This is a genomic window from Chitinimonas arctica, assembly GCF_007431345.1.
GTDB classification, from domain to species: domain Bacteria; phylum Pseudomonadota; class Gammaproteobacteria; order Burkholderiales; family Chitinimonadaceae; genus Chitinimonas; species Chitinimonas arctica.
In genome coordinates this window covers 2900405-2926539 of record NZ_CP041730.1, presented here as the reverse complement: position 1 = coordinate 2926539, position 26135 = coordinate 2900405, and the positions used below count along the sequence as shown (strand labels likewise).

Here is a 26135-nt window from a genome sequence, read left to right as displayed (position 1 = left end):
ATACCCCAATAGCGCATTGTCCGGATTTGCCTACTTCCTGGCGCGGGGTCGGATCAGCCCGCCCAGGCCCGCAGCAAGGCCATCGGCGGCGCGAAATAGGCAGCGCTGCTTACCGCACGGCTAAAACGCAACAGATGGTCGCCTTCTCCTTCGCTCCGGGCATTCATGCGTGCCAGCATCAAATTGAAGTGGCGCGGCGTCTTGCAGTAGCTGACGAAAAACAGCCCTTGCTCGGCCCCGGGCTGCCCATAGGGCAATGACTGGCGGACGATCTCCAACTCCTCGCCATCCTCCTCGATCACCACCCGGGCGATATGGGCGCCGGCCGGTTTGACCGCATCGTCCATCTCGATATCGTCAGCCTTGCTGCGGCCCACCATCCCCTCCTGCTCCGCCACCGGCAACCGTTCCCAATTGCGCAGGTCATGCACATAGCGCTGCACATGCAGATAGCTGCCGCCATTGAACGCGCCGTCGTCATCGACCAGGGCCACCTCGGGGCGCTCCTCCGGCGGCGGGTTTTCGGTACCGTCCACGAAACCGGTCAGATCGCGGCTGTCCAGGTAGCGGAATCCGGCCGTGCAATCCGCCAGGACAAACTGCCGCGCCAATATGCTTTGGGCCAGTTGCCCGGCCTGGTGGCAGAGATCATGCCGCTCGCTGCGCAGATGGATAAACAGGGCATGTGGCGTCACCGGCATCGGATAGCGCGCATCCTCGAAATGGGGAAAAGGCTGCAGCTCACGCGGCGCGTCGGTGCCTACCAGTTCCAACCAGGCCTCGCTGCCCACTGCGATGGCCCAACAATTACGCGCGGCCGGTACGCTGAGGACCCAATCGTCCAGCCGTGCGGCCAGCTCGCCGATGGCGCACCGGGCGGCCGCCGCTTCGGCGTGGTCCAGCAGGTCGAAACCGAGAAAGAGCCCGTGGGCATGGCTGACCGCGCAAATGGCGGTTTGGGCAAGGGAGGCAAGCGACATGGATAAGACCTTGGGACGCGATCAGGACATTTTAGGGCCTGGACAACGATGTGGGCGGCAAAGCTGAGTCAGACAGTCGAGTCCGCCATGGTTTAATAAAAATGCTGGTCGAGCTACTCTAGCGGCTCATCGAATTTTCACAGGCCGCCATGACTACCCTGCCGACGCTTGCTCTTGACGTGTATCCCATGCGCTGGGGCGATATGGGGGCCACCAAGCCGCTGCCCGCCGCCTGGCGCGAACAATCGGGAGGCCTGGCGCCATGAGGCAGGCATTCACGGTACGCGACGCCCAGCCCGGCGATGCGCCGGCACTGTACGAGCTGGTACGCGAGTTGGCCGCCTACGAAAAACTCAGCCACCAATGCGTCGGCTCGGCGGACCAGTTGCATGAACACTTGTGGGGTCCCCGCCCCTATATCGAAGCGCTGCTGGCCGAAGTGGACCGGGGCGGCCACGCGCATGCGGTCGGCTTCGCCCTGTATTACCACAATTACTCCAGTTTTCTCGCCAAACCCGGCCTGTATCTCGAAGACCTGTTCGTGCTACCCGAATACCGGCGCAACGGCATAGGCGAGGCCATGTTCCGCGAAGTCGCCAAGCGCGCGGTCGCGCGCGAATGCGGCCGCTTCGAATGGGCCGTGCTGGACTGGAATACGCCGGCGCTGGACTTCTACCGGGCCCTGGGTGCGACCGTGTTGCCGGAATGGCGCAACTGCCGGGCAACCGGGCAAACCTTGCGTAATATGGCCGAACTCGAATAAGCCGGCGAAGTCCCATCCGTTTCCGCCAAGCACCGATGTATGCGCGCTAGCCGCTAATCTGTACCCAAAAAATGGGCCCAAGGCCCGTCATGGAGAGAACATGCGTTTCACCCCCTTGAGCATCGCACTTGCCCTGTCGTTGGGCTTTACCCTGCCCGGCGTGGCCGCGGAAGGCGCGCCCGCCTCGCCTGCCGCCGCGCCCAACGCGCAAGCGGTCAAATACACCAGCGTGGAGGGGATCAGCGAATACCGCCTGGCCAACGGCTTGCGCGTGCTGCTGGCGCCCGATGCGTCCAAGTCCACCACCACGGTCAATATCACCTACCTGGTCGGTAGCCGGCACGAGAGCTACGGCGAAACCGGCATGGCCCACCTGCTGGAACACCTGGTGTTCAAGGGCACGCCGTCCATGCCGGACAAGACCATCGTGCAGGAACTCGCCAAACGCGGCATGCGTTTCAATGGCACCACCTGGTATGACCGCACCAACTACCACGAGACTTTCGCCGCCAGCGACGAGAACCTGGATTGGGCGCTCAGGATGGAAGCCGACCGCATGGTCAATTCCTTTATCGCCAAGACCGCGCTGGACTCGGAAATGACCGTGGTCCGCAACGAAATGGAAATGGGCGAGAACGATCCGGCCCGCATCCTGATGCAAAAGATGACGGCCACCGCCTTTGACTGGCACAACTACGGCAAGGACACCATCGGCGCGCGGGCGGATGTGGAGAACGTCAAGATCGAAAACCTGCAGGCCTTTTACCAGCGCCATTACCAGCCGGACAATGCGGTGCTGACCGTCACCGGCAAGTTCGATGAAGCCCAGGTCCTGCAGCGCATCGTGGCGCATTTCGCCGCCATCCCCAAGCCGGCACGGGTCCTGACACCGACCTATACCCGCGATCCGGTCCAGGATGGCGCCCGCGAGGTCTCGCTGACCCGGGTCGGCGACACCCAGCAGGTCGGCGTGCTCTACCACACCGCGCCGGCCGCCCACCCGGACTCGTCCGCCATGGCGCTGCTGGTGCAGATCCTCGGCGACACCCCCACCGGGCGCCTGCATAAAGCCTTGGTGGAGAAGAAAAAAGCCGCCAATGCCTGGGCCTACCAATTCGAATTGCGCGAACCCGGCTATGTCCTGTTCTTCACCGAGCTGAACAAGACACAATCGCGCGCGGATGCCCGTCAAGGCTTGCTGGCCGTGATAGAAGAGATTAAACGGCAGCCGATAACGGAAGCGGAACTGAAGCGGGCCAGGACCGCCTTGCTGAACCGCTACGACAAGACCCTCAGCGACCCGGTCCAATTCGGCGTGGAATTGTCCGAAGCCATTGCCGCGGGCGATTGGCGCCTGTTCTTCCTCGGGCGGGACCGGATCGAAGCCGCCAGCTTGGCCGATGTCCAGCGCGTGGCCGAAAACTACCTGAAGGAATCCAACCGTACCCTGGGACAATTCATCCCCACGGACAAGCCGCCGCGCGTCGCCATGCCGGCCGATCCCGACATCGGCCAGATGGTGGCCAACTACCAGGGCAAAGCCGCCCTGGCAGCCGGCGAGACATTCGACCCCAGCCCGGCCAATATCGATTCCCGCACCACGCGATTGGCCCTGCCCAATGGCATGCAACTGGCCTTACTGCCCAAGCAGACCCGGGGCGGCACCGTGAACGGCGTGCTAAGCCTGTGGATGGGCGACGAAAAGAGCCTGTTCAAGCAGTCCGCCAATGCAGCCTTGCTGGGCGACATGCTGCTGCGCGGCACCGCCAAGCTGAACCGCCAGGAGATCGCCGACCGGCTGGAAGCGCTGAAGGCACAGGTCTCCATCAATGCCACGGCCGACCATTTGCAGGTGCATTTCGAATCCCGCCGCGAGCAACTGCCCGAACTGCTGGTGCTCCTGCACGATCTGCTGCGCGCGCCTAGCCTGCCCGCAGCCGAATTGGATAGCCTCAAGACCGAAAACATCACCGGTATCGAAAATCAGATGCGCCAGCCCGATGCCCTGGCCCAGCAGGCGCTGAGCCGGCACGATAGCCCCTACGGCAAGGGGGATCCGCGCTACGTTCCCACCTACGAGGAAATGATCACCGATATCAAGGCAGTCAAGCTGGCCGACCTGAAGGCCTTCCACCAGCGCTTCTACGGCGCCGGCCATGGCGAGCTGGCACTGGTGGGAGACTTCGACAAAGCCGCTGTGACGGCACAGGCCAAGCAATTGTTCGGCGACTGGAAAGCCAAGGTGCCGTTCACCTATGTGCTGGAGTCGCACTATGCGGCCAAGCCCGCAGCCATCGTCCTGGAAACCCCGGACAAGGCCAATGCGGCGTATTTCGCCGCGCTGCCTTTCGCCATGCGCGACACTGCGCCCGACTATCCCGCCCTGGCCTTGGCCAGCCGCGTGCTGGGCGGCGGTGCGCTGAAGAACCGCCTGATGGACAGGTTGCGGCAGCAGGAAGGCATCAGCTATGGTGCCGGCAGCTGGCTGGAGGTCAGCAGTCCGGATGACAATGCCTCGCTGGGCATGTACGCCATCTACGCCCCGGAAAACCTCGCCAAGCTCAAGAACGGCGTGCAGGAAGAAGTCGCCAGGCTGGCCAAGGACGGCATCACCGAAACCGAACTGAGCGAGGCCAAGAGCGGCTTGCTGCAAGGCGCCGCCATCAATCGCACCAAGGACGGCAACCTGGCCAATCTCCTGGTGGGCCAGCTGTTCCTGAAACGCGATATGCGCTTCGTGGCGGATCAGGAAGCGCGTATCCAGGCTACCAGCCTGGACGAGGTGAATGCGGCCATCAGGAAATACATCGAGCCCAGCCGCTTGATCCAGGTGTATGCCGGCGATTTCGCCAAATCCAAGCCGATCGCGGCGAAATAGCTCGGTTTAGCCGCTACGATCCGGCGGTTAAACCTGCCCAGGCCATGACTTCCGGCAGCATGCCCTGCCAGCGCTGGAAGCCATGGTCGCCTCCCTCGTGCACCGTTTGCCGGCAGCCGGCGTAGTACGCCACGGCATCGCGGTAATCGAGGGTCTCGTCGCCCTCCTCCGCCAGCAGCCAGTAGCGCGCCTGGCTGAGCCGGGCAGGCTCCAGGGCGGCCAGCTCGGCCATGTGATGCGCTGCCAGAATGTATTCCTCGCCGCTATACAGATTGCGTTGCGGTCCCAGCAAGCCATCGAGCAAGCGGTAGGGCCGCACCGCCGGATTGATCAATACCGCCCGGCAGGCAAAGCGCTCGGCCGCCCAGGTGGCGTAAAAGCCCCCCAGCGAACTACCGATACAGGTGGTTTGCAGCGGATCGATCCGGGTGAAGTGGTCTTCGATCATGGCCGCTGCGGCGGCAGGCGAAAAGGGTAAGGCCGGACAATGAAAATGCTCGGCCAGGCCCCGTGCTTCCAGCCAGGCCTGTGTCTGGCGGGATTTCAAGGACAGGGGGCTGCTATTGAAACCGTGGAGATACAGGATTTGGCGCATGGCCCACTTTAACGTTGACGGCGCGGTCAATCCAGCTCGAACAACCTGCCGAAGTTGGCCACATCCAATACCGCCCGGACCGTGCCGCGGGTATTGGTCAGCTTGATGGCACGTTCACCGAAACGTTCGCGCAAGAGCAACAGCATGCCCAGCGCGGCACTGTCCATATACTCTACACCGTCGAAGTCGATGAGCAGGGATTCCACCTCCGGCCGCGACATGACATTCTGGTTCGCTTCCTTGAAGGGCCGGTGCGACTCGAAGGTAAAGTCGCCAACCAGCTTGATCGAAGCGTGGCTGCCGTCAAAGTTGACGATGGCTTCCATGGTTGAAATCCCTAGTGAGAATGGTTGAATGGGCTGTTTCGAGTCTAGCAGGCTTGTCCGCTTTTACCTGCCGAAGGTATCGCCGCCGAGCGCTTCGCGGCCCATCGTCAACGGTTCCCATAGCTACGTAGGCGCCGCTTCCGTTATGGTTACGCTTTTGGGGCGACCGGGCGCATGGGCCGGACGCCGATTTCCTCCACCCTCTCCATCCGCACCAGCGCAACTGGAGTATCCCTTTGCAAAGCCTTCAAAGCGCGATGACACCCGATAAGACCGCCTGGCACACCGCCCTGTTCAACCGCCGCATGCTGGTTTGCGTTTTCACCGGGTTCAGCTCGGGGCTTCCGCTCTACCTCTTGATCAACCTGGTACCCGCCTGGCTCCGGTCGGTCAATGTCGAGCTGAAGGACATCGGCCTGTTCGTGCTGATCCAGTTCCCCTACACCTGGAAATTCCTCTGGTCGCCCCTGATCGACCGCTATGCGCCGGCGACCCGCCTGCTGGGGCGAAGGCGCGGCTGGATGGCACTCAGCCAACTGGCCCTGGCGGCAACGATACCGCTATTCGGCCTATATAACCCCAGTGTCGATCTTGCCGCCATTGCGGTGCTGGCCGTGGTGATCGCGCTGTTTTCCGCCACCCAGGACATCGTGCTGGATGCCTACCGTCGCGAGCTGCTGCCCGAAGCCGAGCTGGGCTTGGGCAATGCCATCCATGTGAATGCCTATCGCATCGCCGGCCTGGTGCCCGGCTCCCTGGCCCTGATCCTGGCCGACCATATGGCCTGGAGCAGTGTTTTCACCATCACCGCCCTGTTTATGTTGCCGGGCGCGGTCGCCACGCTGCTGCTGGCGCCCAACCCCGCCATCCTGGTCGCCGCCCCGAAGAATCTGGAAGAAGCGGTACTGGCGCCGTTTCGGGAATTCATCGGCCGGCATGGCGGCTGGGCCGCGTTTGAAATCCTGGCGTTTATCTTTCTCTACAAGCTGGGCGACAGCATGGCAACGGCGCTATCGACGCCGTTCTATCTGGACCTGGGCTTCACCAAGAGCGAAATCGGCCTGGTCGCCAAGCACGCTGGCCTCTGGCCGGCCGTGATAGGCGGCATCCTGGGAGGGATCTGGATGATCAAGCTGGGCATCAACCGCGCGCTTTGGCTATTCGGCCTGGTGCAGTTGGTGGCGATCCTGGGCTTTGCCGTCCTGGCCCAGGTTGGCCACGATCTTTGGGTGCTGGCCGCGGTGATCGGCCTGGAATACGCCGGGGTCGGCCTCGGTACCGCCGCCTTTGTGGCCTTTATCGCCCGCAGCACCGACCCGCGCTTCACCGCCACCCAATTCGCCCTGTTCACCAGCCTGGCGGCGGTACCGCGCACCCTGGTAAGCGCCAGTACCGGCTGGCTGGTGGAACAAATGGGCTGGACTTCCTTTTTCGGCCTGTGCTTCCTGATGGGGCTGCCCGGCATGCTACTGCTGATGCGGGTCGCGCCCTGGAACGCGCCGGCACATCAGGCGGTAAAGGCGTAATCGACCGTCAAGGGCGCGTGGTCGGAAAACTTCACGTCCTTGTAGATGGCGGCGGCCTGGGCGGTGGCGGCGATGCCGGACGTGGCGATCTGGTAGTCGATACGCCAGCCCACATCCTTGGCATAGGCCTGGCCACGATTGCTCCACCAGGTATATCCGGGCGCTTCGGGATGGAAGCTGCGCCAGACATCGACCCAGCCTATCCCCAGCAGCGCGGTCAGCCAGGCGCGCTCCTCCGGCAGAAAGCCGGAATTCTTCAGATTGCCCTTCCAGTTCTTCAGATCGAGGGGCTGATGGGCAATATTCCAATCGCCACACACCACGATCTCGCGCCCTTCCGCCAACAGCGTCGCCATATGGGGCATGAAACGCTCCAAAAAGGCAAACTTGACCTGTTGCCGCTCTTCGCTGCTGGAACCCGACGGCAGATAGAGCGAGATCACCGTCAGCATGCCGAAGTCGGCCCGCAGATAACGGCCCTCCATATCGATATCGGCAATGCCCAACCCGGTGATCACCCGGTCCGGCTGGCGCCGGCAGTAGATACCCACCCCGCTATAGCCCTTTTTTTCGGCCGGGTGGAAAAAACCATGGTAACCGGGCGGTGCCAGCATGGTCTCGCTCATATCGGGTAGCTGGGCCTTTAATTCCTGGACACAGACGACATCGGCATCGGTCGTCGCCAGCCAGTCGAAAAAGCCTTTGTTGGCGGCGGAACGGATGCCATTGAGATTGGCGGAAATGATACGCATGGTTGAAAGGCCTGGGGCCGGGCGAAAAAGGTAGCGGAATGATATGCTACAAATCTTCCTCATTCGTATTTTCAGCCGCTTTTATGAGCTCATCGCGCACCGACTTTATTGCCTTCGCCGTCCAACAGGACGTACTGCGTTTCGGCGAATTCCAGACCAAGGCCGGCCGTCTGTCGCCTTATTTCTTCAATGCCGGCCTTTTTCATGACGGCCGGTCTATCGGCGCCCTGGCTAAGTTCTATGCTGAAGCCGTGATCGCCTCGGGCGTGACGTTCGACATGTTGTTCGGTCCGGCCTACAAAGGAATCTCCTTGGCGGCCACCACCGCCGTCGCACTTGCCGAAAATGGTCGCAATGTGCCGTTCTGCTTCAATCGCAAGGAAGCCAAGGCCCATGGCGAGGGCGGCAGTCTGATCGGAGCCCCCTTACGGGGCAAGGTGATGATCATCGACGACGTGATCTCCGCCGGCACCTCGGTGCGCGAGTCGGTGGAACTGATCCGCGCCCAGGGTGCAGAGCCCGCCGGCGTATTGATAGCGCTGGATAGACAAGAGCGCGGCCAGGGTACGATGTCGGCGGTACAGGAGGTGGAAAAGCAATACGGCATACCGGTCATACCCATTGCCAAATTGACCGATCTGATCGCTTTTCTGCATGGCAAGGCAGAGCTGGAACGCAACTTGCAAGCGGTCGAGCGTTATCGCGCCGAATACGGCGTGGCCTGAGGAGTTTTGCAATGTTCCGCCCGCTGTCCCTGATCGTCCTGCTGCTCACCACCCCCCTTGCCGCCCAAGCGGGGGAACGGCTTTATAAATGGGTGGATGAAAACGGCAAGCTCCAGTACAGCGACAAGCCGCCCATGCAGCAAACGCAAAAGGGCGTGTCGGAACTGAACAAGCAGGGCCTGACCATCCGCCAGACGGAAGGTCTGCTGACGCCGGAACAGCGCATTGCCCGCGAAGCCGAGCTGGCCAAGCAACGCGAGGAAGCCAAGACCGCGCTGGACGCGCGCCGGCGCGACAAGGCGCTGATCAACAGCTTCACCAAGACCAGTGAAATCGACGCAATCCGCGACCGCAATATCGAACAACTGGCCGCCGGCATCCAGTCCGACCAGCAGCGGATCGAAGCCATCAACAAGCGCCTGGCCGTCTATCAGCGCCAGGTCGATAAGCTGACCCTGGCGAAGCGGCCGATTTCGGACGACCTGAAGGCGAACATCGCCGAACGTACCGGCGAACTCGCCAAGATCAATGAGCATATGCAGCAGCAACAGCAAAACATCGAGCAGGTCCGCGCGCGCGCCGAAGCGGACAAGAAGCGGCTGATCGAATTGCGTGGCGACAGCGTACAGCGTTAGCACTACGCGGCCATCGCCACCTTAGGTAAAAACCGTCATCCCGCTGCAAGCACCCGCAAGGAGTGGGGCGGGATGACCGGTGCTTTACCAGATCGGGTAATCGAAACCCTGCAGCAGCGCGCCGGTTTCGGCCAAGGGCAGGCCGATCACACCGCTGAAGCTACCCTCCATGGCTGCTATCAGTAGCGCGCCCTTGCCTTGCGCGCCGTAGCTGCCGGCCTTGTCCATGGGCTCGCCGGTAGCGACATAGCTGCGGATCTCGGCCGCGCTCAGGATACGGAAGCGTACCTGGCTGACCGATACCACGACTTCCACCCGCTCCCCATCCGTCACCGCCACCCCGGTCATGACCTGGTGAGACTTGCCGGACAAGCTGGCCAGCATCGCCTCCGCATCGGCCACATCCACCGGCTTGCCCAGAATGGCTTCCCCCAAGGCGACCGTGGTGTCGGCCGCCAGCAGCAGGCGCGGCGGCAGGCCGGCCGCGCGATAGGCCGCCACGCCCGCCTCGGCCTTGGCTCTGGCCAAGCGTGCCACATAGGGGTGGGGCAACTCGCCGGCCAAAGGCGTTTCATCGATCTCGCAGCGTAGCAATTCGAAGGGTACGCCGATCTGGGTCAATAGTTCGCGGCGGCGCGGACTGGCCGAAGCCAGGTAGATAGCGGGTTTGGTCATGGTTTTTCAACGGTATGGAAAGCGCGGCTTGTATTCGCGCAAACGCCGGGTCTTTACGTACAAAAGGCATCCCCTCAAGAATGCCTTCTATTCCCGGTGATAGGGATGCCCTTGATTGATCGCCACGGCACGGTAGAGCTGCTCGGCGAGCATGACCCGCACCATGCCGTGCGGCAGGGTCAAGGCGGAGAGCTGGATCAGATCGTCGGCCTGGTTCTTGACCTCGGCATGCAATCCATCCGCACCACCGATGACAAAGGCCACATCACCGCCCTCGCGCTGCCAGCCCTTCAGCTTGTCGGCCAGCCTGACACTGCTCCAGGCCGCCCCGCGTTCATCCAGGATGATCTTGCGGCATCCCTGCGGCAGGGCCGCCAAGATACGGTCGCGCTCGGTTTCCATGGCCTTTTCGACGCTGGAGCCTGAACGCTGGCCTGGCTTCAGCTCGACCAACTCGATGGTGGCCTCGCGCGGCATCCGCTTCACATATTCCTTGAAGCCCTGCTCGACCCAGTCGGGCATCTTGTGGCCGACCGCAACGATATACAGCTTCACGGCACCGCTCAGACGGGATCGTCGTGCGACTGGATAGCCGCTTCCCACGGACGGGTCGGATTGAAGGTCGGCTTCTGGCCGCCCCACAGCTGTTCGATATTGTAGTAATCGCGTACCGCCGGCAGCATGACGTGCACGATCAGCGCGCCAACGTCCAACAGTACCCACTCGCCACTCACGTCGCCTTCCATGCCCAGAATCTCGGCACCGGCTTCCTTGAGCTTTTCACGTACGTTATTGGCCAAGGCCTTGGCTTGGCGATTGGAATTACCGGTCGCCACGATCATGCATTCGAACATGGAGGTCAGTTTGGTGGTGTCCAGCACCAGGATGTCTTCGCCCTTGACGTCTTCCAGGGCGGCGACCGCGATATCACGCATCTGATCGATAGAGAGGTGTTGTGTCATATTCTGTAAAACAAATGCCGCCCGGCGTAGTCGAGCACGGCATCGGGCACCAGGTAGCGGGCGGAGTGCCCGTTAGCCAGTTGCGCACGGATTGCGGTGCTGGAAATGGCGAGCGGCGTAGTTGGTAAAAGGCGGATTGTACCCAATTCCACCTGGCCGGTCACACTAAGTGTTTGAATTCTCGGCAGGACTTCCTTCACCAGGGCCGGCGCGGCGACTTCTTTCCAGTGCGCCAGCTCAAAGCCGGGCCGGCAAGCGACCGCCAGGCAGCCCAAATCGAACAATTCGCGCCAGCGATGCCAGCGATCCAGGCTCAGAAAACTGTCGGCCCCGATCAGCCAGGCCAGCGGTGCGGACGGACCCAGTGCTGCGCGCATTTCGCTCAAGGTATCAATCGTGTAGCAGGTGCCGTCGCGGCGCAGTTCCCGGTCATCGGCCGCCAGGCGGGGGTTGTCGGCGATGGCCAGCCGCACCATCTCCAGCCGCTGCGCATTGCTGGCCAGTGCGCCGCTGCGATGCGGCGGATTGGCGGTGGGCATCAGCCGCACCTGGTCCAGCGCAAGCGCGTCGGCGAACTCCTCGGCGATACGAAGATGACCATAATGGATGGGATCGAAAGTACCGCCAAACAGTCCTGTTCCTGCCACTCAAACGCCTCCGTGCCTACCGCGATCGTTCAAATTGAGCCACCAGGTCCTGCAAGGCCTTGGCGGTTTGTGCCAGACGGTCGGCCGATACGGCCACATCCTGCGCCTCGCGATTACTCGCGTCGATGGTATCCGTCATCCGCCCTATGGTACTCGCCACCGCGTCGGCTGCCGAGGATTGCTGACGCAAGGTCGTCGAAATCTGCCCGGTCATCTCCACCGTACGTTCGGCCGCCATCGCCACCGCCTCCAGATTGCGGCTGCTGGCCTCGATCGAAGCGGTACCGTTGGCGACTTCCGCCACCGCATCGTCCATGGTCATCAGCGTCGCCTGGGTCACCATCTGGATATTGGTCACATTATTGCTGATGTCCTGGGTGGACTGGGTCGTGCGTTCAGCCAGCTTGCGCACTTCGTCGGCCACCACGGCGAAGCCGCGTCCCGACTCGCCCGCGCGGGCAGCCTCGATGGCCGCATTAAGGGCCAACAGATTGGTCTGGTCGGCGATTTCCTTGATGGTGCCCGTCATGCTGCCGATCCGGGCCACGGCCTGGTTCAGGTCATCCAGGGTGGAACGGGCCTCGCCCACCACTTCCACGATACGGCTGGTGGAAGCCAGGCTGGCCTGCATATTGGCTTCGCCCTCGCGGACCACTACTTTGGCCTGCATGGCACTCTCGGCCGTCTCCTGCGTCGCCCGGCTGATATCGGTGACCGACATGCTCATCTGCTCGGTCGCCGCGCTGACCTGCATCGCCTGCTTGCTCTGCTGGCCGGTTTGATTGGCCAGCGATTCCGCCGCCTGGTCCAGATGCGCCGATTCGGCCGCCATCTTGCTGGACGAGGACGTCACCGCTTCCATCAAGGTATGCAAGCGCCCGGATAGCGACTTCACCGCGGCAATCGTGCTGGCGAACTCATCACCCGACTCCGTCTCCAGCCGGAACTGGAAATTGCCTTGTTCGATATGCTTGAGCGCCGTCTCGACCTTGCCGACACTCTGGTTGGTGGCGTTGACCCACCAGCCGCCACCGACCAGTGCCGCCACTGCCGCCACGCCGGCCATTCCCCAGACCGCTCCGCTACCCCAACCCAGGCTGGCGGCCAAGGCGGTGGCAAGATTCAGCAGGGCAAGCAGTACGAACGCCAACCAGGCGCGTTGGGTGAAAGTCAGTGTTTGCATATGGGCTCCGGGGCGGTTGGGCGAAGCAGTTGTGCCTGCCGCTGAACTTCATAATAGGCGGCGCACAGCCGCTCGCCACGGCCGGATGCAGGCAAGGGCAACTTTATATTGCCGCCCCTCCATCGCCCTACCAGCGGGAGTGATGCTGCTCCGCCACGCCCAGCAAGCCTTCGATCAGCCTGGGCGCCTCATCCATCGTAGCCCTTACCCAGCCTGAGTAAACACCGACCGGCTGGACATAGTGGCTGGCGGCGATCAATAGATTGCGATCCTCGCGCCGCTCGCCTTCCGGCTGGAAACGCAAGTCCAATAGGCCGTCATCCGTACTGACACGCCACACCGCCTGCGTATCGGCCGGATCGAACTCGAAGCGGGCGGCCCCCAGGGCGATCAGCTTGCCATCGAGCCACAGGACATTTTCGTGATTACCGAAATAGCCCGCCTGTAGATTGAAGCCGACTTCGGCGGCATGGGCGGAGGCCCATAGCCAGCGGGTATCGCGCGGCAATAGCCCATTGGAATGATCCAGGCTGGCATGGGCGCCATCCAGCGGGAAAACCTTGCCTGCCGCATGCGCCTCGCCTCGTACCGCCAGCGCCGGCGATTTGTGGGTAGCATGCCAAACGCCTCCCTCCACCGGCCCGCAGGCAAACAGCCAGGGCGCCGTGTTGCGGCCATCCAGCTCGGCCGTCACCCGAAAACCGCCAGGCCCGCTGACCGCCAGGCTGAACAGGTTCGCCTCCTGCTCGATAAAGCTTATCCGCGCCCCCAGCCAGGCAAAGCGGCTGGCCTCGCCCGTGGCGGGCACATCGGCCACCTTCGCCGTCAGTCCCGGCAGGCCATCGCGCGACAGCGAGCCGATCACCTTGCCGCTGGCCCGGTCGAACAGGTAGGCAAAAGCGGTATTGGTCCAACCGACATCGACAATGGCGCAGCCAATAAAGCAGTCGCCGCAGGCGATACCGATATATTGCCAACGCTTGTGATGCAGTAGCCGCCACCAGCCGGGACGCTGCAAGGCCGCGGGCAGACCGCGCCAGTCGAGCCGGTCGCAGCGGCCGGCAAAGCGACCTTGCAGCGGCTGGCCCGCCGCATCGTAGAGCGACGCCGGCGCAGCCGGCAGATCAGACGCGAATCTGTCCATCACCGAGCACCACCCATTTCTGGCTAGTCAGGCCATGTAGCCCCACCGGGCCGCGCGCGTGGATCTTGTCGGTGGAAATACCGATTTCCGCACCCAAGCCATATTCAAAACCATCGGCGAAGCGGGTCGAGGCATTCACCATCACGCTGGCCGAATCGACTTCGCGCAGAAAGCGCCGCGCCTTGCCATAGTTTTCGGTCACGATGGCATCGGTATGGTGGCTGCCGTATTCATTGATATGGCTGATCGCCTCGTCCAGATCGGCCACGACGCGGATGGCAAGGATGGGCGCCAGGTATTCGGTCCGCCAGTCCGCCTCGGTAGCGGCCTCGGCGTCGGGCAGCCATTCGCGGGTGCGGGGGCAGGCGCGCAGGGCGACACCCTTGGCGCGATAGATTTCGCCCAGCGGCGGCAGGATCAGCTCGGCCACGGTTTCGTTCACCAGCAACGTTTCCATGGTGTTGCAGGTGCCGTAGCGATGGGTCTTGGCGTTGTCGGCAATACGCAGCGCCTTGTCCGGGTCGGCCTCGTCATCGATATAGACGTGGCAGATCCCGTCCAGGTGCTTGATGACCGGTACACGTGCCTCGCGCGTGATGCGCTCGATCAAGCCCTTGCCGCCGCGCGGCACGATTACATCGACATAGTCGCTCATGGTGATCAAGGCCCCCACCGCGGCGCGGTCGGTCGTCTCCACCACCTGCACCACGGTTTCCGGCAGGCCCGCGCTACGCAGGCCTTCGCGTACCAGCGCGGCAATCGCCTGGTTGCAGCGCAGCGCCTCCGAACCGCCGCGCAGGATGGCGGCATTGCCCGACTTCAGGCACAGGCCGGCGGCGTCGGCCGTCACATTGGGGCGCGCCTCGTAGATGATGCCGATCACGCCCAGGGGCACCCGCATCTTGCCCACCTGGATACCGGACGGACGGTAGGCGAAATCGCCCATCTCCCCCACCGGATCGGGCAGCGCGGCGATCTGGCGCAGGCCTTCGGCCATGGCCGCGACGCCCTTGGGCGTCAACGCCAGGCGGTCCAACAGCGCCTCGTCCAGGCCGGCGGCACGCGCGGCCGCCATATCGGCGGCATTGGCCGCCAATAATTGCTCGGCATCGCGCTCGATGGCGGCGGCCATCGCATGCAAGGCGGCGTTCTTGGCATTGGTATCCGTCCGGGCGATCTGGCGCGAGGCCGCGCGCGCGGCACGGCCCAGCTCGGTCATATAAGTCTGCACATCCATTGCGGCTTGCTCCGTCGAAACATGGCTGGCATCGATTCTGCCAGAATCACCTCCTGCCTGCCGGCCACAGACCGGCGGGACAAGGATTTTCTGGATTCGCTGTTGCCCAAAGACCATTTAGACGAGAAAAGTCATGCCATTGATCACCTGTGTCGAAGATCTCCGCTTACAGGCCAAGCGAAGGGTACCGCGCATGTTTTACGACTATGCAGACTCCGGCTCCTGGACCGAGGGCAGCTATCGTTCGAACGAGCAGGCTTTCCAGGCAATCAAGTTTCGCCAGCGGGTGGCGGTAAATATCGCGCAGCGCAGCTTGCGTAGCGATATGGCCGGCACCAGCGTCGCCATGCCGGTGGCTTTGGCGCCGACCGGATTGACCGGCATGCAGCACGCGGACGGCGAGATCCTGGCGGCTCGTGCGGCCGAACGCTTCGGCGTGCCCTTCACCCTCTCGACCATGAGCATCTGCTCCATCGAGGACGTCGCGGCCCATACCCAGGCGCCGTTCTGGTTCCAGCTCTATGTCATGAAGGACCGTGCCTTTATCGAAAGCCTGATCGAGCGCGCCCGCGCCGCGCGTTGTAGCGCCCTGGTCCTGACCCTGGACTTGCAGATCCTCGGCCAGCGGCACAAGGATCTGCGCAACGGCCTATCCGTGCCGCCCAAACCCACCTTGGCCAACCTGATCAACCTGGCCGGCAAGCTGCCCTGGTGTTGGGATATGTTGCACACGCGCCGCCGCAGCTTCGGCAATATCGTCGGCCATGTGCAAGGCGTGGCGGACCTCTCCTCGCTCAGCGCCTGGACGGCTGCCCAGTTCGACCCCGCCTTGAACTGGGCCGACGTGGAGTGGATCAAGCGCCGCTGGGGCGGAAAATTGATACTGAAAGGCATCATGGACGCGGAAGACGCCCGCCTGGCCCGCGACAGCGGCGCCGATGCGCTGATCGTCTCCAACCACGGCGGCCGCCAGCTGGACGGCGCCCCCTCCAGCATCTCGGCCCTGCCGGCCATCGCCGAGGCGGTGGGCCGCGATATGGAGGTCTGGCTCGACGGCGGCATCCGCTCCGGCCAGGATGTGCTGAAAGCCATCGCCCTGGGCGCCAAGGGCACCCTGATCGGCCGCGCCTTCCTGTATGGCCTGGGCGCGCAGGGAGAAGCCGGCGTGACGCGTTGCCTGGAAGTCATCGCCCGCGAACTGGACCTCAGCATGGCCTTTTGCGGGCATGTCGATATCCGCAAAGTCACGCGCGACATCCTGGTGCCGGGGACCTATCCGACCCAGCCTTGCTAGGCCGGCGCAGCGCCAGACCCCTCGCTGCATCAGCCCGCCGGCGCGCTTGTCGGCATGCTATGCAGCGGCTATTATTTTTTTGCTTCGTTTCACATCGGGCCGATAGCTCAGCTGGGAGAGCGCTGCGTTCGCAATGCAGAGGTCGGGAGTTCGATCCTCCTTCGGTCCACCAAATACCCTTCCAAGAAATTCCAAAAAGGTCCTAAAAGCCAATCAGATACAAGGTTTAACGCCTTTCCTTCGTCCGCAATCATCCAAGCAAGTCCGTTGCAATCCCAGGGCAAGAGGGGGCAATATTGGGGGCAACAAATATTCAAAACGTGGCCGAAAAGGCGCGGGGGTTTTGGGAGTAGGAAATGATTTTCATGGGCACTTTTACGTCCCGTCACCACCGCATGGCGTCGCCATCGGTTCCATTAGATTTCCCTATTGATTCGCGTATCTCGCGTATTCAAAGCTTGGCCCATTCGGCTTCCATCTTGGCGTTTGTACCTCCCGACAAATAGCTAAATTCTCGGCAGCGAAACGTTTAACGTGGTGAATATCATGGGTTCTATCGCGCTGGCCGCCCTGCTCGGCAGCTTGGTCAGAGGCTCGGGCGTAGCAGAAGCCGCGAACTGCAACAGAGGGTAAGCTAGCCGGTATGGACGTTCGGCTTTCCTGGGCAACACGCGGGGCAAATCTAACGTTTTAATGAATTTAAAAGTGATGACGCGATGTTAAAGAAACCCACCGTTTACTATTACGCAGCAGGCGTCGGCGCCATCATGGTGGCGGCCTTTGCCTTTACGCAAGGGTATGGGCAAGCAACGCCCGAGAAAGTAGACAGCGTGCCCGCCAGCCATGCGGCTGCCCGCCACTCGGATACCGAGCCGCAAATCGTGTATAGCGCGGCCCTGGCTCAGACCCCGGCGCAAGCGGCCGAGCCGCCGCCTCGGCAGTCCTTGGCGAGCGCGTATGCGAATGCCAAGAACCTTTATGCCTTCGCCAACCAAGCCAAACTATTCCCGGAACAAGGCGGCTTGCTCTATGCCTACAGTCTGGCGCGGACTTGTAGTAATAACCTCGGTTCCTTGGCAAACCGACCCCCAGCGGAAAGCCAGGACGACCCGACGACCCGCGCCAAACGGCACGCCGCCGAAGGCAAAATCCATCAGCGCTGTGATGGATTCATGGCGGATATCAACAAGGACCCTTTGCTAGCCGACTTCTATTCCAATATCAAAAAGACCAGCGCCGACCCTTATTTTTCCGCAAGGACCGATGCCGCCGCCGCGATTAAGTTGCTGGAATCGGCGAATGATCCATATTTGATCGAATCGCTGTTGCTATCTGCCGCGCCGCTGGGCAATGACAAGAATGGCGAGCCCAGCCGGTATTTCGATGGGGCCTGGTTGACCAAAGCCGACCGCGAAATACTGGAAATGGCGACGACACTGGCCGCCTGTCGCATGGGCCTGGCCTGTACCGCCGCAGACGACCCGACGCTACTCCAGAATTGCGCATTCGGTGGCATCTGCGCGGAGACTCGCGAAGGATTGTGGAAGGCCATGATTGCTGAAAACAACATCGTGGGCGGCCAAGAGAAGCTTATGCAGTACACGGACAAGATTGTGGAAGCCCTGCGCGAAAAGAATTTTCGCGCATTTGTACCGGTGAAATAAGGCAGTCCGCCAATAAGCGAGCTGCAATTACCATTTGCCTGTGGGAATGCCTTCGCGGCGACGGATGTGCCAGTTTTACAAGCAATTATCCCCGCCTAAGCGGGGACATTTTGTTTGGCTTGATGTAGTATCGAGTTTGCGTGCCCGCACGCCACTCCACTGCGAATTTACTGCAATGTATTACTGACAGTATTAGTCTTGCAGATTGTTACCCCACCTTGCCGAATTTCCATATATCGATGGTAGGTGCCAGCCCAGCCTTGTTGATTGGTATAAGCGTAGTCAGCTGGCAGTGCCACCAAGGTAGAAAAAAATGCACCCGAAACGTCGGGTATACCGTTCTTTGTGCCAAACACATACGCTTCGGAATTTGGCGGTAGGTTCGCGCCATTAATTGCATAGGAATATGGCTTGCCTGCTGGCACAACTGCCGGAGAGGAACTCAACGTGCAAGTAGGAGCAGCCAGCATTTCTGTTGAGACGGCATTTGTGGTGCAAACAGTCTCGCCAATTGAATTACGAATTTGCAGATAGCGAACGTACTTCCCTTTTTGGCCTGCTTGACTGACAAACCTATAAGCCGTCGGGAAAACCGATATATTCCCTTGCAAATCGCCGTTTGCATCTGCGACACCATCCTTTGTGCCGTACCAAAATACTTGTGCATTATTAGGCAAGTTAGCACCGCCGACCGTGTAACTGAATTCCGCACCTTTTGCAATAACGGATGGCGCGACAGTTAGGCTGCAAGTTGTCGGTTGAGTATCTGCAAAGGCATATAAGAGACCATGTCTTCTATTCGTCACGAAATCATATTCGTTTAATCCGTAGCCCGCATAGATTTTTAGGTCGGCAACTTGGAATGGTAGCTGGCTTCCAGTTAATACGGGAATTTCGTGGGTGCCCAATGTTGTAATACGATAGGGTAAAGGAGCACTGATCTCGCTTGAAACCCACCCAGTGGGCAACAAAAAGTAGCTACTGCCGTTTTTTGTTACTGCTTGTATGTAGATATTTCCGGTTTTGCCTATGTCGCTTTGCTCAACGTTTAGAGTGACGTTAAGTGAGGGACGGGACGTATCGAGATTGGTTCCCGTAGCGTTGGCAGTAAAAGGCCGAATGAACATACCCTTTGCGGCCAGAACAGCAGAATACGCATCCAGCATACCGGCGCCGCAACCCGCGCAACTTCCCACGAAACGATGTGAAGTCGCCTTTAGTATCGTTTCAACTTGATCGGGGCTTAAGTTTGGATTGGCTAATAGCATAAGTGCCACGACGCCACTCACGTGCGGCGCGGCTAAAGACGTACCCACCTCATAACTATAGTTGTCTTTTCCGGGTGTTGTCTTTCCATCATTAGATGGTGTAACGATAGCGTCACGAACACTATTGTTTATAAAAGCGCCGCCCGGTGCCGCAATATCCACTTTCGAACCGAAATTGGAGTAGGAAGCACGTGCGCCAGATGGTTCAAGTGCTGCAACTGTTATGACGCCGTCGCAATTTGCTGGGGTATTACCGCTAACATCTTGGTTGTCATTCCCCGCTGCGGCGATTACTACTGCCCCAGCTTTTCTGGCTTCGTTGATCGCCCATTGTACATTTTCTGCGCAGGCTCCGGATCGGCGCATAGAAACATTGATAACTCTTGCTAAGGTGCGATTTTTCTCTAGAGTGAAATCAACTGGCTGGCCCATATGGTATTGCCGGCCTTTTACTCCGCCACCAACTGCCCAATAAATTGAATCGGCCAAATCCGTATCTGAAGCCCCTTGCCACCCAGCTACGCGCAAAGGTAATATTTTCGCGTCATATGCTATTCCGGCATTGCCGGTTCCATTATTTGTTTTTGAAGCAATAATGCCTATCAGACAGGTGCCGTGCCAAGAAGAATCACGGGGCCATGATAGGTGATAGTCTCCCATGTCTGTCGCGTCACGGTCACGATCCCCGAAAACAGGATAATGCGTACGGCTAGCTTTTACATCCGGCCAACCAACCTGGCCATCTCGGCCGATGACCTCAGCCATTATGAAATCCATACCTTGTATAAGATTGGAATTGAAATCCGGATGCGGGCGGTAGCCAGTATCCGATACGCCGACAATAACTCCTGCGCCCGTCGATAAATCCCAGGCGGCAGGCGCGTTAATTCCAACAAGCGAATTTTGCATATTCCATTGAGCAGACCAATTCGGATCGTTGGGAGTCATGCTCTGTGGTGCAAGCATTCGGTAGTTTGGTTGCGCAGACGATATTCGGCTGTCGCTTTTCTTTATTTCAGCAGCAAGAATTTCTGCATCAGCATTGAAAATATAGCGATCGAGCTTCCAGATGGTCCGGCCAAATTCGTTTGCGTTCAATAGCTCCATTTTCCGGCCGTGTCGAATTGCCGCAGCGTGAATTTTGCTCGTATTCGTCTTGCTCGTGGTTTCAGTCAAGGCATCCAAGCTGTTGGCGTTCTTGTACCAAATAACTATTTCATTTGTCGTGCCTAGATAGTTTGAATCAGCCGGAGTGGAAGGATCTCCAGTTGCAGCTTGCATGGCGAGGGCTAACGATAAAATTATGCTGTATTTTTTATAAAGCGAAATGCGTTTAGTGCGGCGATTCATTCCTGCTCCAGGGAGTGTTGTGTGGCAATTAGCTATTAGCTATTGGCTATTAGCTATTGGCTATTGGCTATTGGCTATTGGCTATTGGCTATTGGCTATTGGCTATTGGCTATTGGCTAGCTATTATAATTTTGTGATTCGCATCTTCAACGCGGAATGCGAGACAGAAATCGTTCCTGCGTTAGTTAGGCGTAATTACCGGCGTCACCAAAAGAGGAGTGTCAATACTAAATGAGTGATAATTCGGCTCGGCTGATTTTACAAGTACATTGCTTGCTTTGATTTCTTTGGCGAGGATTTCAGCGTCGGAGTGGGGGATTGTTTTGTCTAGCTTCCACATGTATTGCCCATAGGTATTGACGTGGGAGAATGTAATTTTTAGTCCTCGACGTGCCGCTACGGCTTGCAGAATGGGTCGTTTAACTAAATTTGGATCTTGGTCTTTCGATTTGCGTGAATCATTGAAGCGGACAAGTATTTCATCCGTCCCAAAATCTATTTTCTCCTTGCGTTGCGGCGACGCACTATTCGGTGGGACGGTTTCAAGCGCCTGTGCTGCACACGCGCTTAGGATGAACGCCAAGATGATGGCAAGCCCGTTGCTATGTTTAAACATATTTCCAGCCTCCTGATATGCATTTATGTTGATTTCCTTCGCAAAGGAAGGTGCTTTGGCCACGCATACTAATGCGAACTCACTAGTTTGGCGCGGATATGGTTTTTATGCGATCGATTTTGAGCAGTCGATAGTTAGGCGATGCGTAGTCAACCAGCAAACTACTCGCCTGTATTTCTTTAGAGAAGCGCTCTGCATCAGCGTGGGAGATTTTCTTGTTTAGCTGCCACATTTGCACATCATTATTACGGGTTTCGCAAAAAGTTATAATCAGCCGGTAGCGTGCAGCTATTGCTTGCAACATGGGACCTTTTGTTATGGCTGGGCTTTGAGACGGGAATGGCTCTTTGAAGCGGATCATTATTTCATCCGTTCCGGGGTCCGATGCCTCTCTGTTTTGCGATTCCGCATTGCTTGGTTGGACGGCCGCACAAGCCTGTGTAGTAAACGTACTCAAGGCTATAGCCAGAAAACTGGCAAACCAATTCTTATTTTGCAACATCCTTTCAACCTCCTGATGATGCGTTGTTATGATCTTCCCTTGAGAAGAAAGGTATTTTAGTCGCACATAATAGTGAGAATTTCGATCCTTGCATAGCAGGTCAAATGGCCTACGCAAGTGGGGTTTTCAGCTGGATAAAGTCGTAAGGAGCCTCAAGTGGGCGGGGGACCCTGGAAGATTCGAGCGCATGCGGATCGGGGAACTAGCCGTTGTCGTCGGGACCCGCGAACTCACCGAAGCTGAGTACGACGACTTCGCCAATTACCTCTTGGCGGACCGCGACTGGCTACCCGGTCGCACTTGCCTAAACGTCGGCCAGCGACGCAAGGTGATGGCAGTCAACGCACCAGGCCGCCGCACGCTGATTGTCGATCCTTCGGGTTACAACTACGGGCGGTATGTGGGATTCGCGGTGGACAAGCCCACTTGCTACGCAGCAGGGTTATATCGGATTAGTCCTTGCATATGAGGGGGAAGTGCCCTAAGGATGTGGGGTACGATCTCAATATCATCTACTGTCTTCCAGACAAGCGTTTTGAGCGATGCTGGTACCTTCTCATCGCTGCCGCCGTGTTGGCTTAACACCAGCATGATGATACGAAATCCATCACTACGCATGGCGGCTTCATGCTGAGCACGGTCAATTTCTTTGCGAATGACACCTGCATCTACGAATTCGCTTGAAATAAAAAATACTGCTGCTGCACAACTTGCGAATGCATTATCAACACCTCTAACCAGGGTATCTCCCGCCACAAGGTCATCACGATCAAACCATGTTTTCAGGCTCAGGAGTCGCAATGTCCGATCAACCTTTTCGATCAGCGGTTTGTTAATGCCTTTATGGCTTAAAAAAATGCTGGAGTTTTCCACGGCCTGTCTCCTTGCCTGCGCCCAATTTTTAATTAGCTCCGCGATTTTTTCACCAACTATCTGCTTTGTGGCCGTTGCTTCTTCCGTATAAGCTCCCGCCGGGAAGATTCCAGCAGCTGCGAATCCTGCTGTAAATTGCATCTGTAAAAAACTCTGCTTGACCATATCTCGCTCACTAATGTCAAGCGGAGCGTTGTGGTTTCGGAAAAACTCACAGTTCGGTTCTCGTAGTATAGGATTCGTGGTTTCCATTCCACGAGCTGGGAGATGCGCGCGTTTATCTGATGAAATGAACAGCAGAAATTTATCTTCATCCCAAGAAACGAACACGTCTACTTCCAACAATTTAGGGATGTATTGCTTGAGTTCTGGATGAATGAATACGATATGGTGAAGGAAATGGTCAATATGTCCCAACAAATCGGCTCGTGGGAGATAACAACCTTCTGCGATCACTAAATGCGATTCTCGTACAAATGAAATACCTTCCATACTCCCTCCTGGTCGGCTACTTCTAACAACGCTTGACAGGCTCTGCGAGCGAAGGCTACTCCAAGAGCGCACTTACGTGGAGCCAGTCGCTGAAGGCTTTTGTCGCTGAATTCGCCACGGTATCAAGGCTGTATAGATGAAGGTGGCATGTACAGGCAACTTGGCAGTGTTTTTTTGTTTAGCACCTGCTCACTCGCTTGTCTCAAACGCTCAAGCAAGCGATGCAACGCTAGAAAGGCCGGGGTCCCTGCCGATCTCCGGCGCCTGCGGGTCGGCGTACCCGCGCGGTGCCGCTAGTCACAGAATTTTCAAGCGGTTTCGTTTGGGGCCACCCCGACGTAATGCGCCGGCTCTCTACAAACAGCACTGCACCTCACCGGCCAGCACGTTTAGAAGGCTTGAAACGAAATTTCCACGCGGGGCATTTCGCCGGCCACGTCTCAGAAATATAACCGACCCAACGCCTGCCCCTCGTCAGCGATACCTAGGCTGGTATGAAGTACGGCAAAAGCTCGTGCTATGCTCATGTCTATACGCAGCGAAAGAAAGCACAGACGACAAGAGGCACCCGACGATAGATGGGGGCAACTTTGGGGGCAACATCAATCAACCACACAACAAAACCCCTTAAGAATCGTAGCGTTATAGCAACAGTTCGATAGCCCTTCGGCACATAGCACATATCCAGGCAGTTCTAAAGAGGCCTGTAAGCCCAGCAAATACAAGGGCATCAGCCGTTTTTTACGTGCACAGCCGTCCGACTCCATCCACTAGAAGCCGGGCTCATCCGGGGCATAATTGGGGGGTTTTTTTTCGCCAATCCAATTTTGAGAACTTGTGTGTAAATCCGATGCGCTTAATCCGCAATTCCTGACCAAAAAACAAAGCGTGTTCCAGAAAATCGCTGCTTGTGTTGCGAAGTTCAAAGGTGTGGGTGGGCAGGTCTGCGGAATGGATGCCATGTTCATTCCCAATCGTCGCACCAATTAGTACCGACAGCGGCACAGATAAATATTCAGTTACCCGGGAATTTCGGATAACCGCTGACATAGAAGAAATCCTGATCGCCACAGGAAACACCTGAGATGACTTCTAAAAAGAACACCCCCGGTTGGAGCGAAGTCAAAACCAAATTGGCCGACTTCGACCACTTCTGGTCGGTAGCCAGACTGGCGGGTGAGGAGTAAATATGAGCAAACTCCCCATCAACCTCACCGACCTGCTGCGCCAGCGCACGGTCGAAGGCGAGCGCATCGAGTACAAGTCTGGATGGAATCCGGACGCAATCATCCGCACAGTGTGCGCCTTTGCCAACGACTTCGAGAACCTCGGCGGCGGTTATGTGGTGATCGGACAGGATTGCGATGCCAACGGCCAACCTGTGTTCCCACCCGTGGGGCTGGCCGACAACCAGCTCGACAAGATTCAGCAGGACTTGCTGGCTACCTGCCAGTTGATCCAGCCGCCGTACTTCCCTGTGTTGAGCATTGAGGAAGTTGAGGGGCGTAAACTGATCGTGCTGTGGGCACCGGGCGGCCAGAATCGGCCCTACAAGGCACCGGAAGCCGTCACCGCCAACAAGAAGATGTGGCGCTACTACATCCGGCGCTATAGCAGCACGGTGGAGGCCAAGGGCGAGACCGAGCAGGAGTTGCTGAGCCTGGCGGCCAAGGTGCCGTTTGACGACCGCTACAACCAGTCTGCACGGATCGATGATTTGTCCAAACCGCTGATGCAGGCCTTTTTGCAGGAAGTGGGCAGTGCGCTGGCGGCAGATGCGCCGAGGCCGTCGGTCGAGGCGTTGGCGCGGCAAATGAACGTGGCGGGTGGCCCCACCGAATCACCATGGCCAAAGAACGTGGGCCTACTGTTTTTCAATGAGACGCCTGAGCGATTCTTCCCGGGCGTGCAAATTGATGTGGTTTGGTTTCCCGAAGGCGCGGGCGGTGATCGCTTTGAAGAAAAGATTTTCAAGGGGCCGCTGGCGCGCATGACGCGTGAGGCCCTGAGTTACATTCAGCGCAACTTTTTGATCGAAACCGTGCTCAAGCACCCGGACCGCGCCGAGGCCACGCGGGTTTGGAACTTTCCCTACGCTGCCATTGAGGAAGCCTTGGTCAACGCGGTATATCACCGTTCCTATGAGGAGCGCGAACCCATCGAAGTGCGCATCAGCCACGACGAGTTGGTCGTCGTCAGCTTCCCCGGCCCGGATCGATCCATACGGCTGGAGGACCTTCAAGCAGGGCGGGCAGTCAGCCGTCGCTACCGCAATCGGCGGATCGGCGAATTTCTGAAAGAGCTTGACCTGACCGAAGGCCGCGCGACGGGTATCCCGAAAATACTCAAGGTGATGTCCGCCAACGGCTCGCCCGCGCCGCTTTTCGAAACGGATGAGGATCGACTCTCGTTTGCAATTAGCTTGCCCAGTCATCCCCTGGCAAGGGGGAGTGTTTCGCCCACCGACCAAGTCACCGACCAAGTCACCGACCAAGTCACCGGGGAAGTAATGCGGTTGCTGGCAGCGGCAGCACGGGGCGAGCACACTCGCAGTGCACTGCAAGAAACCTTGGGCTTGAAGCACACGCCGCATTTCCGCCAGGCCTATCTGCTGCCTGCGCTGGAGATGGGCCTGATTGAAATGACCTTGCCCGAAAAGCCCAACAGCCGTAGCCAGCGCTACCGCTTGACTGTTCTCGGACAACGTTGGCTGGAGATGCATCCTGGTGACAGACTGGGTTGAAATCTACCCCCCAAAGTCTGCAGTCACCCGCACTAGTGCTCATTGGCCTCAATTGCAAGTCGTCCGCTAGCCCCCACCACCACAAAAAAATAAAAGCAAAGGGAGTTCGATGAAGACCCACTTAGATCGAGAAGATGCGCTTCGCCAAGCAAGGAAATTCTTCAAAGAGCAGGAGCCCGAAAACCGCTGTTTCCAAACCCGTGTGATCGAGGTATCTCGTGAGCGCCATGAGCGTAAGAGCCAAGCGCCAATTGCGGAGTCACCTCTCGGCAGGCCTTAGCAGCTTTAGTGACTAAGCGTTGTAT

At 58.9% G+C, this 26135-nt stretch carries 24 protein-coding genes and 1 tRNA gene; 9 read left to right on the top strand and 16 right to left on the bottom strand.

Annotated elements, in window-relative coordinates; genetic code table 11:
- Positions 1–53: 53 nt before the first annotated feature.
- Positions 54–980: a Dyp-type peroxidase gene (locus tag FNU76_RS13160; RefSeq protein WP_144278626.1), complete on the bottom strand. Its 927-nt coding sequence runs from the start codon at positions 978–980 to the stop codon at positions 54–56.
- 262 nt (positions 981–1242) lie between these two features.
- Between FNU76_RS13160 and FNU76_RS13155 the strand changes: the two genes are divergently transcribed.
- Both FNU76_RS13155 and FNU76_RS13150 read left to right on the top strand, forming a co-directional pair.
- Complete coding sequence (locus tag FNU76_RS13155; protein ID WP_144278625.1) at positions 1243–1743, top strand: GNAT family N-acetyltransferase; 501 nt, start codon at positions 1243–1245, stop codon at positions 1741–1743.
- Positions 1744–1843: 100 nt separating this feature from the next.
- The gene (locus FNU76_RS13150; protein ID WP_144278624.1) at positions 1844–4621 is read left to right on the top strand and encodes a M16 family metallopeptidase; all 2778 of its coding nucleotides are present in this window, start codon (positions 1844–1846) and stop codon (positions 4619–4621) included.
- 13 nt (positions 4622–4634) lie between these two features.
- Here FNU76_RS13150 and FNU76_RS13145 read toward each other — a convergent pair whose 3' ends face one another.
- Together FNU76_RS13145 and FNU76_RS13140 are read right to left on the bottom strand one after the other, a co-directional pair.
- Positions 4635–5216 carry a YqiA/YcfP family alpha/beta fold hydrolase gene (locus tag FNU76_RS13145; RefSeq protein ID WP_144278623.1) on the bottom strand — a complete coding sequence of 194 codons (582 nt, stop codon included), beginning with the start codon at positions 5214–5216 and terminating at the stop codon, positions 4635–4637.
- A gap of 26 nt (positions 5217–5242) precedes the next feature.
- Entirely contained in the window at positions 5243–5542 is a 300-nt protein-coding gene (locus FNU76_RS13140) for an STAS domain-containing protein (RefSeq protein ID WP_144278622.1), read from the bottom strand.
- A gap of 257 nt (positions 5543–5799) precedes the next feature.
- Between FNU76_RS13140 and FNU76_RS13135 the strand changes: the two genes are divergently transcribed.
- Positions 5800–7068, top strand: coding sequence for an AmpG family muropeptide MFS transporter (locus tag FNU76_RS13135; protein ID WP_144280673.1), 1269 nt, complete (start codon positions 5800–5802; stop codon positions 7066–7068).
- Here the strand turns inward: FNU76_RS13135 and FNU76_RS13130 are convergent.
- Positions 7050–7820 carry an exodeoxyribonuclease III gene (locus tag FNU76_RS13130; RefSeq protein ID WP_144278621.1) on the bottom strand — a complete coding sequence of 257 codons (771 nt, stop codon included), beginning with the start codon at positions 7818–7820 and terminating at the stop codon, positions 7050–7052. The genes FNU76_RS13135 and FNU76_RS13130 overlap by 19 nt on opposite strands.
- 83 nt (positions 7821–7903) lie before the next feature.
- Here FNU76_RS13130 and pyrE point away from each other — a divergent pair, with 83 nt between their 5' ends.
- Both pyrE and FNU76_RS13120 read left to right on the top strand, forming a co-directional pair.
- Positions 7904–8545 carry an orotate phosphoribosyltransferase gene (gene pyrE, locus FNU76_RS13125; RefSeq protein ID WP_144278620.1) on the top strand — a complete coding sequence of 214 codons (642 nt, stop codon included), beginning with the start codon at positions 7904–7906 and terminating at the stop codon, positions 8543–8545.
- 11 nt (positions 8546–8556) lie between these two features.
- Positions 8557–9180 (top strand): DUF4124 domain-containing protein, encoded by a 624-nt coding sequence (locus tag FNU76_RS13120; RefSeq protein WP_144278619.1) that lies wholly within the window; start codon positions 8557–8559, stop codon positions 9178–9180.
- Positions 9181–9264: 84 nt separating this feature from the next.
- Here the strand turns inward: FNU76_RS13120 and FNU76_RS13115 are convergent, their stop codons facing one another.
- The 7 genes from FNU76_RS13115 to FNU76_RS13085 all read right to left on the bottom strand — a co-directional run bounded on the left by FNU76_RS13115 (position 9265) and on the right by FNU76_RS13085 (position 15028).
- Positions 9265–9855: a Maf family protein gene (locus tag FNU76_RS13115; RefSeq protein ID WP_144278618.1), complete on the bottom strand. Its 591-nt coding sequence runs from the start codon at positions 9853–9855 to the stop codon at positions 9265–9267.
- Positions 9856–9942: 87 nt separating this feature from the next.
- On the bottom strand, positions 9943–10410 hold the full coding sequence (gene rlmH, locus FNU76_RS13110; RefSeq protein WP_144278617.1) for a 23S rRNA (pseudouridine(1915)-N(3))-methyltransferase RlmH: 468 nt from the start codon (positions 10408–10410) through the stop codon (positions 9943–9945).
- A gap of 8 nt (positions 10411–10418) precedes the next feature.
- Positions 10419–10790: a ribosome silencing factor gene (rsfS, locus tag FNU76_RS13105; protein ID WP_223879011.1), complete on the bottom strand. Its 372-nt coding sequence runs from the start codon at positions 10788–10790 to the stop codon at positions 10419–10421.
- 23 nt (positions 10791–10813) lie between these two features.
- Positions 10814–11464 carry a nicotinate-nucleotide adenylyltransferase gene (nadD, locus tag FNU76_RS13100; RefSeq protein ID WP_144278615.1) on the bottom strand — a complete coding sequence of 217 codons (651 nt, stop codon included), beginning with the start codon at positions 11462–11464 and terminating at the stop codon, positions 10814–10816.
- Between the two features lie 16 nt (positions 11465–11480).
- Positions 11481–12647 carry a methyl-accepting chemotaxis protein gene (locus FNU76_RS24120; RefSeq protein ID WP_179958109.1) on the bottom strand — a complete coding sequence of 389 codons (1167 nt, stop codon included), beginning with the start codon at positions 12645–12647 and terminating at the stop codon, positions 11481–11483.
- 127 nt (positions 12648–12774) lie between these two features.
- A complete protein-coding gene (locus tag FNU76_RS13090) occupies positions 12775–13791 on the bottom strand; it encodes a DUF2804 domain-containing protein (RefSeq protein ID WP_144278614.1) in 1017 nt (338 codons plus the stop codon).
- Positions 13772–15028 (bottom strand): glutamate-5-semialdehyde dehydrogenase, encoded by a 1257-nt coding sequence (locus tag FNU76_RS13085; RefSeq protein WP_144278613.1) that lies wholly within the window; start codon positions 15026–15028, stop codon positions 13772–13774. The genes FNU76_RS13090 and FNU76_RS13085 overlap by 20 nt, the downstream gene beginning before the upstream one ends.
- A gap of 133 nt (positions 15029–15161) precedes the next feature.
- Here FNU76_RS13085 and FNU76_RS13080 point away from each other — a divergent pair, with 133 nt between their 5' ends.
- From FNU76_RS13080 to FNU76_RS13070, 3 genes are all read left to right on the top strand, one after another.
- The gene (locus FNU76_RS13080; protein WP_144278612.1) at positions 15162–16322 is read left to right on the top strand and encodes an alpha-hydroxy acid oxidase; all 1161 of its coding nucleotides are present in this window, start codon (positions 15162–15164) and stop codon (positions 16320–16322) included.
- A gap of 96 nt (positions 16323–16418) precedes the next feature.
- Positions 16419–16494: transfer RNA gene (locus FNU76_RS13075), tRNA-Ala, on the top strand.
- 850 nt (positions 16495–17344) lie between these two features.
- Positions 17345–17986 carry a hypothetical protein gene (locus tag FNU76_RS13070; protein WP_144278611.1) on the top strand — a complete coding sequence of 214 codons (642 nt, stop codon included), beginning with the start codon at positions 17345–17347 and terminating at the stop codon, positions 17984–17986.
- Positions 17987–18153: 167 nt separating this feature from the next.
- On the opposite strand, the gene FNU76_RS13065 is transcribed toward FNU76_RS13070, so the two are convergent.
- The 5 genes from FNU76_RS13065 to FNU76_RS13040 all read right to left on the bottom strand — a co-directional run bounded on the left by FNU76_RS13065 (position 18154) and on the right by FNU76_RS13040 (position 24137).
- Positions 18154–20604 carry a S8 family serine peptidase gene (locus FNU76_RS13065; protein WP_144278610.1) on the bottom strand — a complete coding sequence of 817 codons (2451 nt, stop codon included), beginning with the start codon at positions 20602–20604 and terminating at the stop codon, positions 18154–18156.
- Between the two features lie 181 nt (positions 20605–20785).
- Positions 20786–21283 (bottom strand): hypothetical protein, encoded by a 498-nt coding sequence (locus FNU76_RS13055; RefSeq protein ID WP_144278608.1) that lies wholly within the window; start codon positions 21281–21283, stop codon positions 20786–20788.
- A gap of 19 nt (positions 21284–21302) precedes the next feature.
- Positions 21303–21722 (bottom strand): hypothetical protein, encoded by a 420-nt coding sequence (locus FNU76_RS13050; RefSeq protein ID WP_144278607.1) that lies wholly within the window; start codon positions 21720–21722, stop codon positions 21303–21305.
- A gap of 429 nt (positions 21723–22151) precedes the next feature.
- Complete coding sequence (locus FNU76_RS13045) at positions 22152–23087, bottom strand: toll/interleukin-1 receptor domain-containing protein (protein WP_144278606.1); 936 nt, start codon at positions 23085–23087, stop codon at positions 22152–22154.
- Between the two features lie 783 nt (positions 23088–23870).
- On the bottom strand, positions 23871–24137 hold the full coding sequence (locus FNU76_RS13040; RefSeq protein ID WP_144278605.1) for a hypothetical protein: 267 nt from the start codon (positions 24135–24137) through the stop codon (positions 23871–23873).
- A gap of 139 nt (positions 24138–24276) precedes the next feature.
- On the opposite strand from FNU76_RS13040, the gene FNU76_RS13035 reads away from it, so the two are divergent.
- On the top strand, positions 24277–25830 hold the full coding sequence (locus FNU76_RS13035; protein WP_144278604.1) for an RNA/DNA-binding domain-containing protein: 1554 nt from the start codon (positions 24277–24279) through the stop codon (positions 25828–25830).
- The last annotated feature ends 305 nt before the right edge of the window (positions 25831–26135 follow it).

Bases quoted from the DNA above. Each gene is read 5' to 3' on its own strand.
- FNU76_RS13050 (WP_144278607.1), bottom strand. From the start codon at position 21,722: ATGTTGCAAAATAAGAATTGGTTTGCCAGTTTTCTGGCTATAGCCTTG.
- FNU76_RS13040 (WP_144278605.1), bottom strand. From the start codon at position 24,137: ATGTCAGCGGTTATCCGAAATTCCCGGGTAACTGAATATTTATCTGTG.
- FNU76_RS13045 (WP_144278606.1), bottom strand. From the start codon at position 23,087: ATGGAAGGTATTTCATTTGTACGAGAATCGCATTTAGTGATCGCAGAA.
- FNU76_RS13150 (WP_144278624.1), top strand. From the start codon at position 1,844: ATGCGTTTCACCCCCTTGAGCATCGCACTTGCCCTGTCGTTGGGCTTT.
- FNU76_RS13120 (WP_144278619.1), top strand. From the start codon at position 8,557: ATGTTCCGCCCGCTGTCCCTGATCGTCCTGCTGCTCACCACCCCCCTT.
- FNU76_RS13140 (WP_144278622.1), bottom strand. From the start codon at position 5,542: ATGGAAGCCATCGTCAACTTTGACGGCAGCCACGCTTCGATCAAGCTG.
- FNU76_RS13115 (WP_144278618.1), bottom strand. From the start codon at position 9,855: ATGACCAAACCCGCTATCTACCTGGCTTCGGCCAGTCCGCGCCGCCGC.
- rsfS (WP_223879011.1), bottom strand. From the start codon at position 10,790: ATGCGTGATATCGCGGTCGCCGCCCTGGAAGACGTCAAGGGCGAAGAC.
- FNU76_RS13160 (WP_144278626.1), bottom strand. From the start codon at position 980: ATGTCGCTTGCCTCCCTTGCCCAAACCGCCATTTGCGCGGTCAGCCAT.
- pyrE (WP_144278620.1), top strand. From the start codon at position 7,904: ATGAGCTCATCGCGCACCGACTTTATTGCCTTCGCCGTCCAACAGGAC.
- FNU76_RS13035 (WP_144278604.1), top strand. From the start codon at position 24,277: ATGAGCAAACTCCCCATCAACCTCACCGACCTGCTGCGCCAGCGCACG.
- FNU76_RS13130 (WP_144278621.1), bottom strand. From the start codon at position 7,820: ATGCGTATCATTTCCGCCAATCTCAATGGCATCCGTTCCGCCGCCAAC.
- FNU76_RS24120 (WP_179958109.1), bottom strand. From the start codon at position 12,647: ATGCAAACACTGACTTTCACCCAACGCGCCTGGTTGGCGTTCGTACTG.
- FNU76_RS13155 (WP_144278625.1), top strand. From the start codon at position 1,243: ATGAGGCAGGCATTCACGGTACGCGACGCCCAGCCCGGCGATGCGCCG.
- FNU76_RS13085 (WP_144278613.1), bottom strand. From the start codon at position 15,028: ATGGATGTGCAGACTTATATGACCGAGCTGGGCCGTGCCGCGCGCGCG.
- FNU76_RS13065 (WP_144278610.1), bottom strand. From the start codon at position 20,604: ATGAATCGCCGCACTAAACGCATTTCGCTTTATAAAAAATACAGCATA.
- FNU76_RS13145 (WP_144278623.1), bottom strand. From the start codon at position 5,216: ATGCGCCAAATCCTGTATCTCCACGGTTTCAATAGCAGCCCCCTGTCC.
- FNU76_RS13080 (WP_144278612.1), top strand. From the start codon at position 15,162: ATGCCATTGATCACCTGTGTCGAAGATCTCCGCTTACAGGCCAAGCGA.
- FNU76_RS13090 (WP_144278614.1), bottom strand. From the start codon at position 13,791: ATGGACAGATTCGCGTCTGATCTGCCGGCTGCGCCGGCGTCGCTCTAC.
- FNU76_RS13135 (WP_144280673.1), top strand. From the start codon at position 5,800: ATGACACCCGATAAGACCGCCTGGCACACCGCCCTGTTCAACCGCCGC.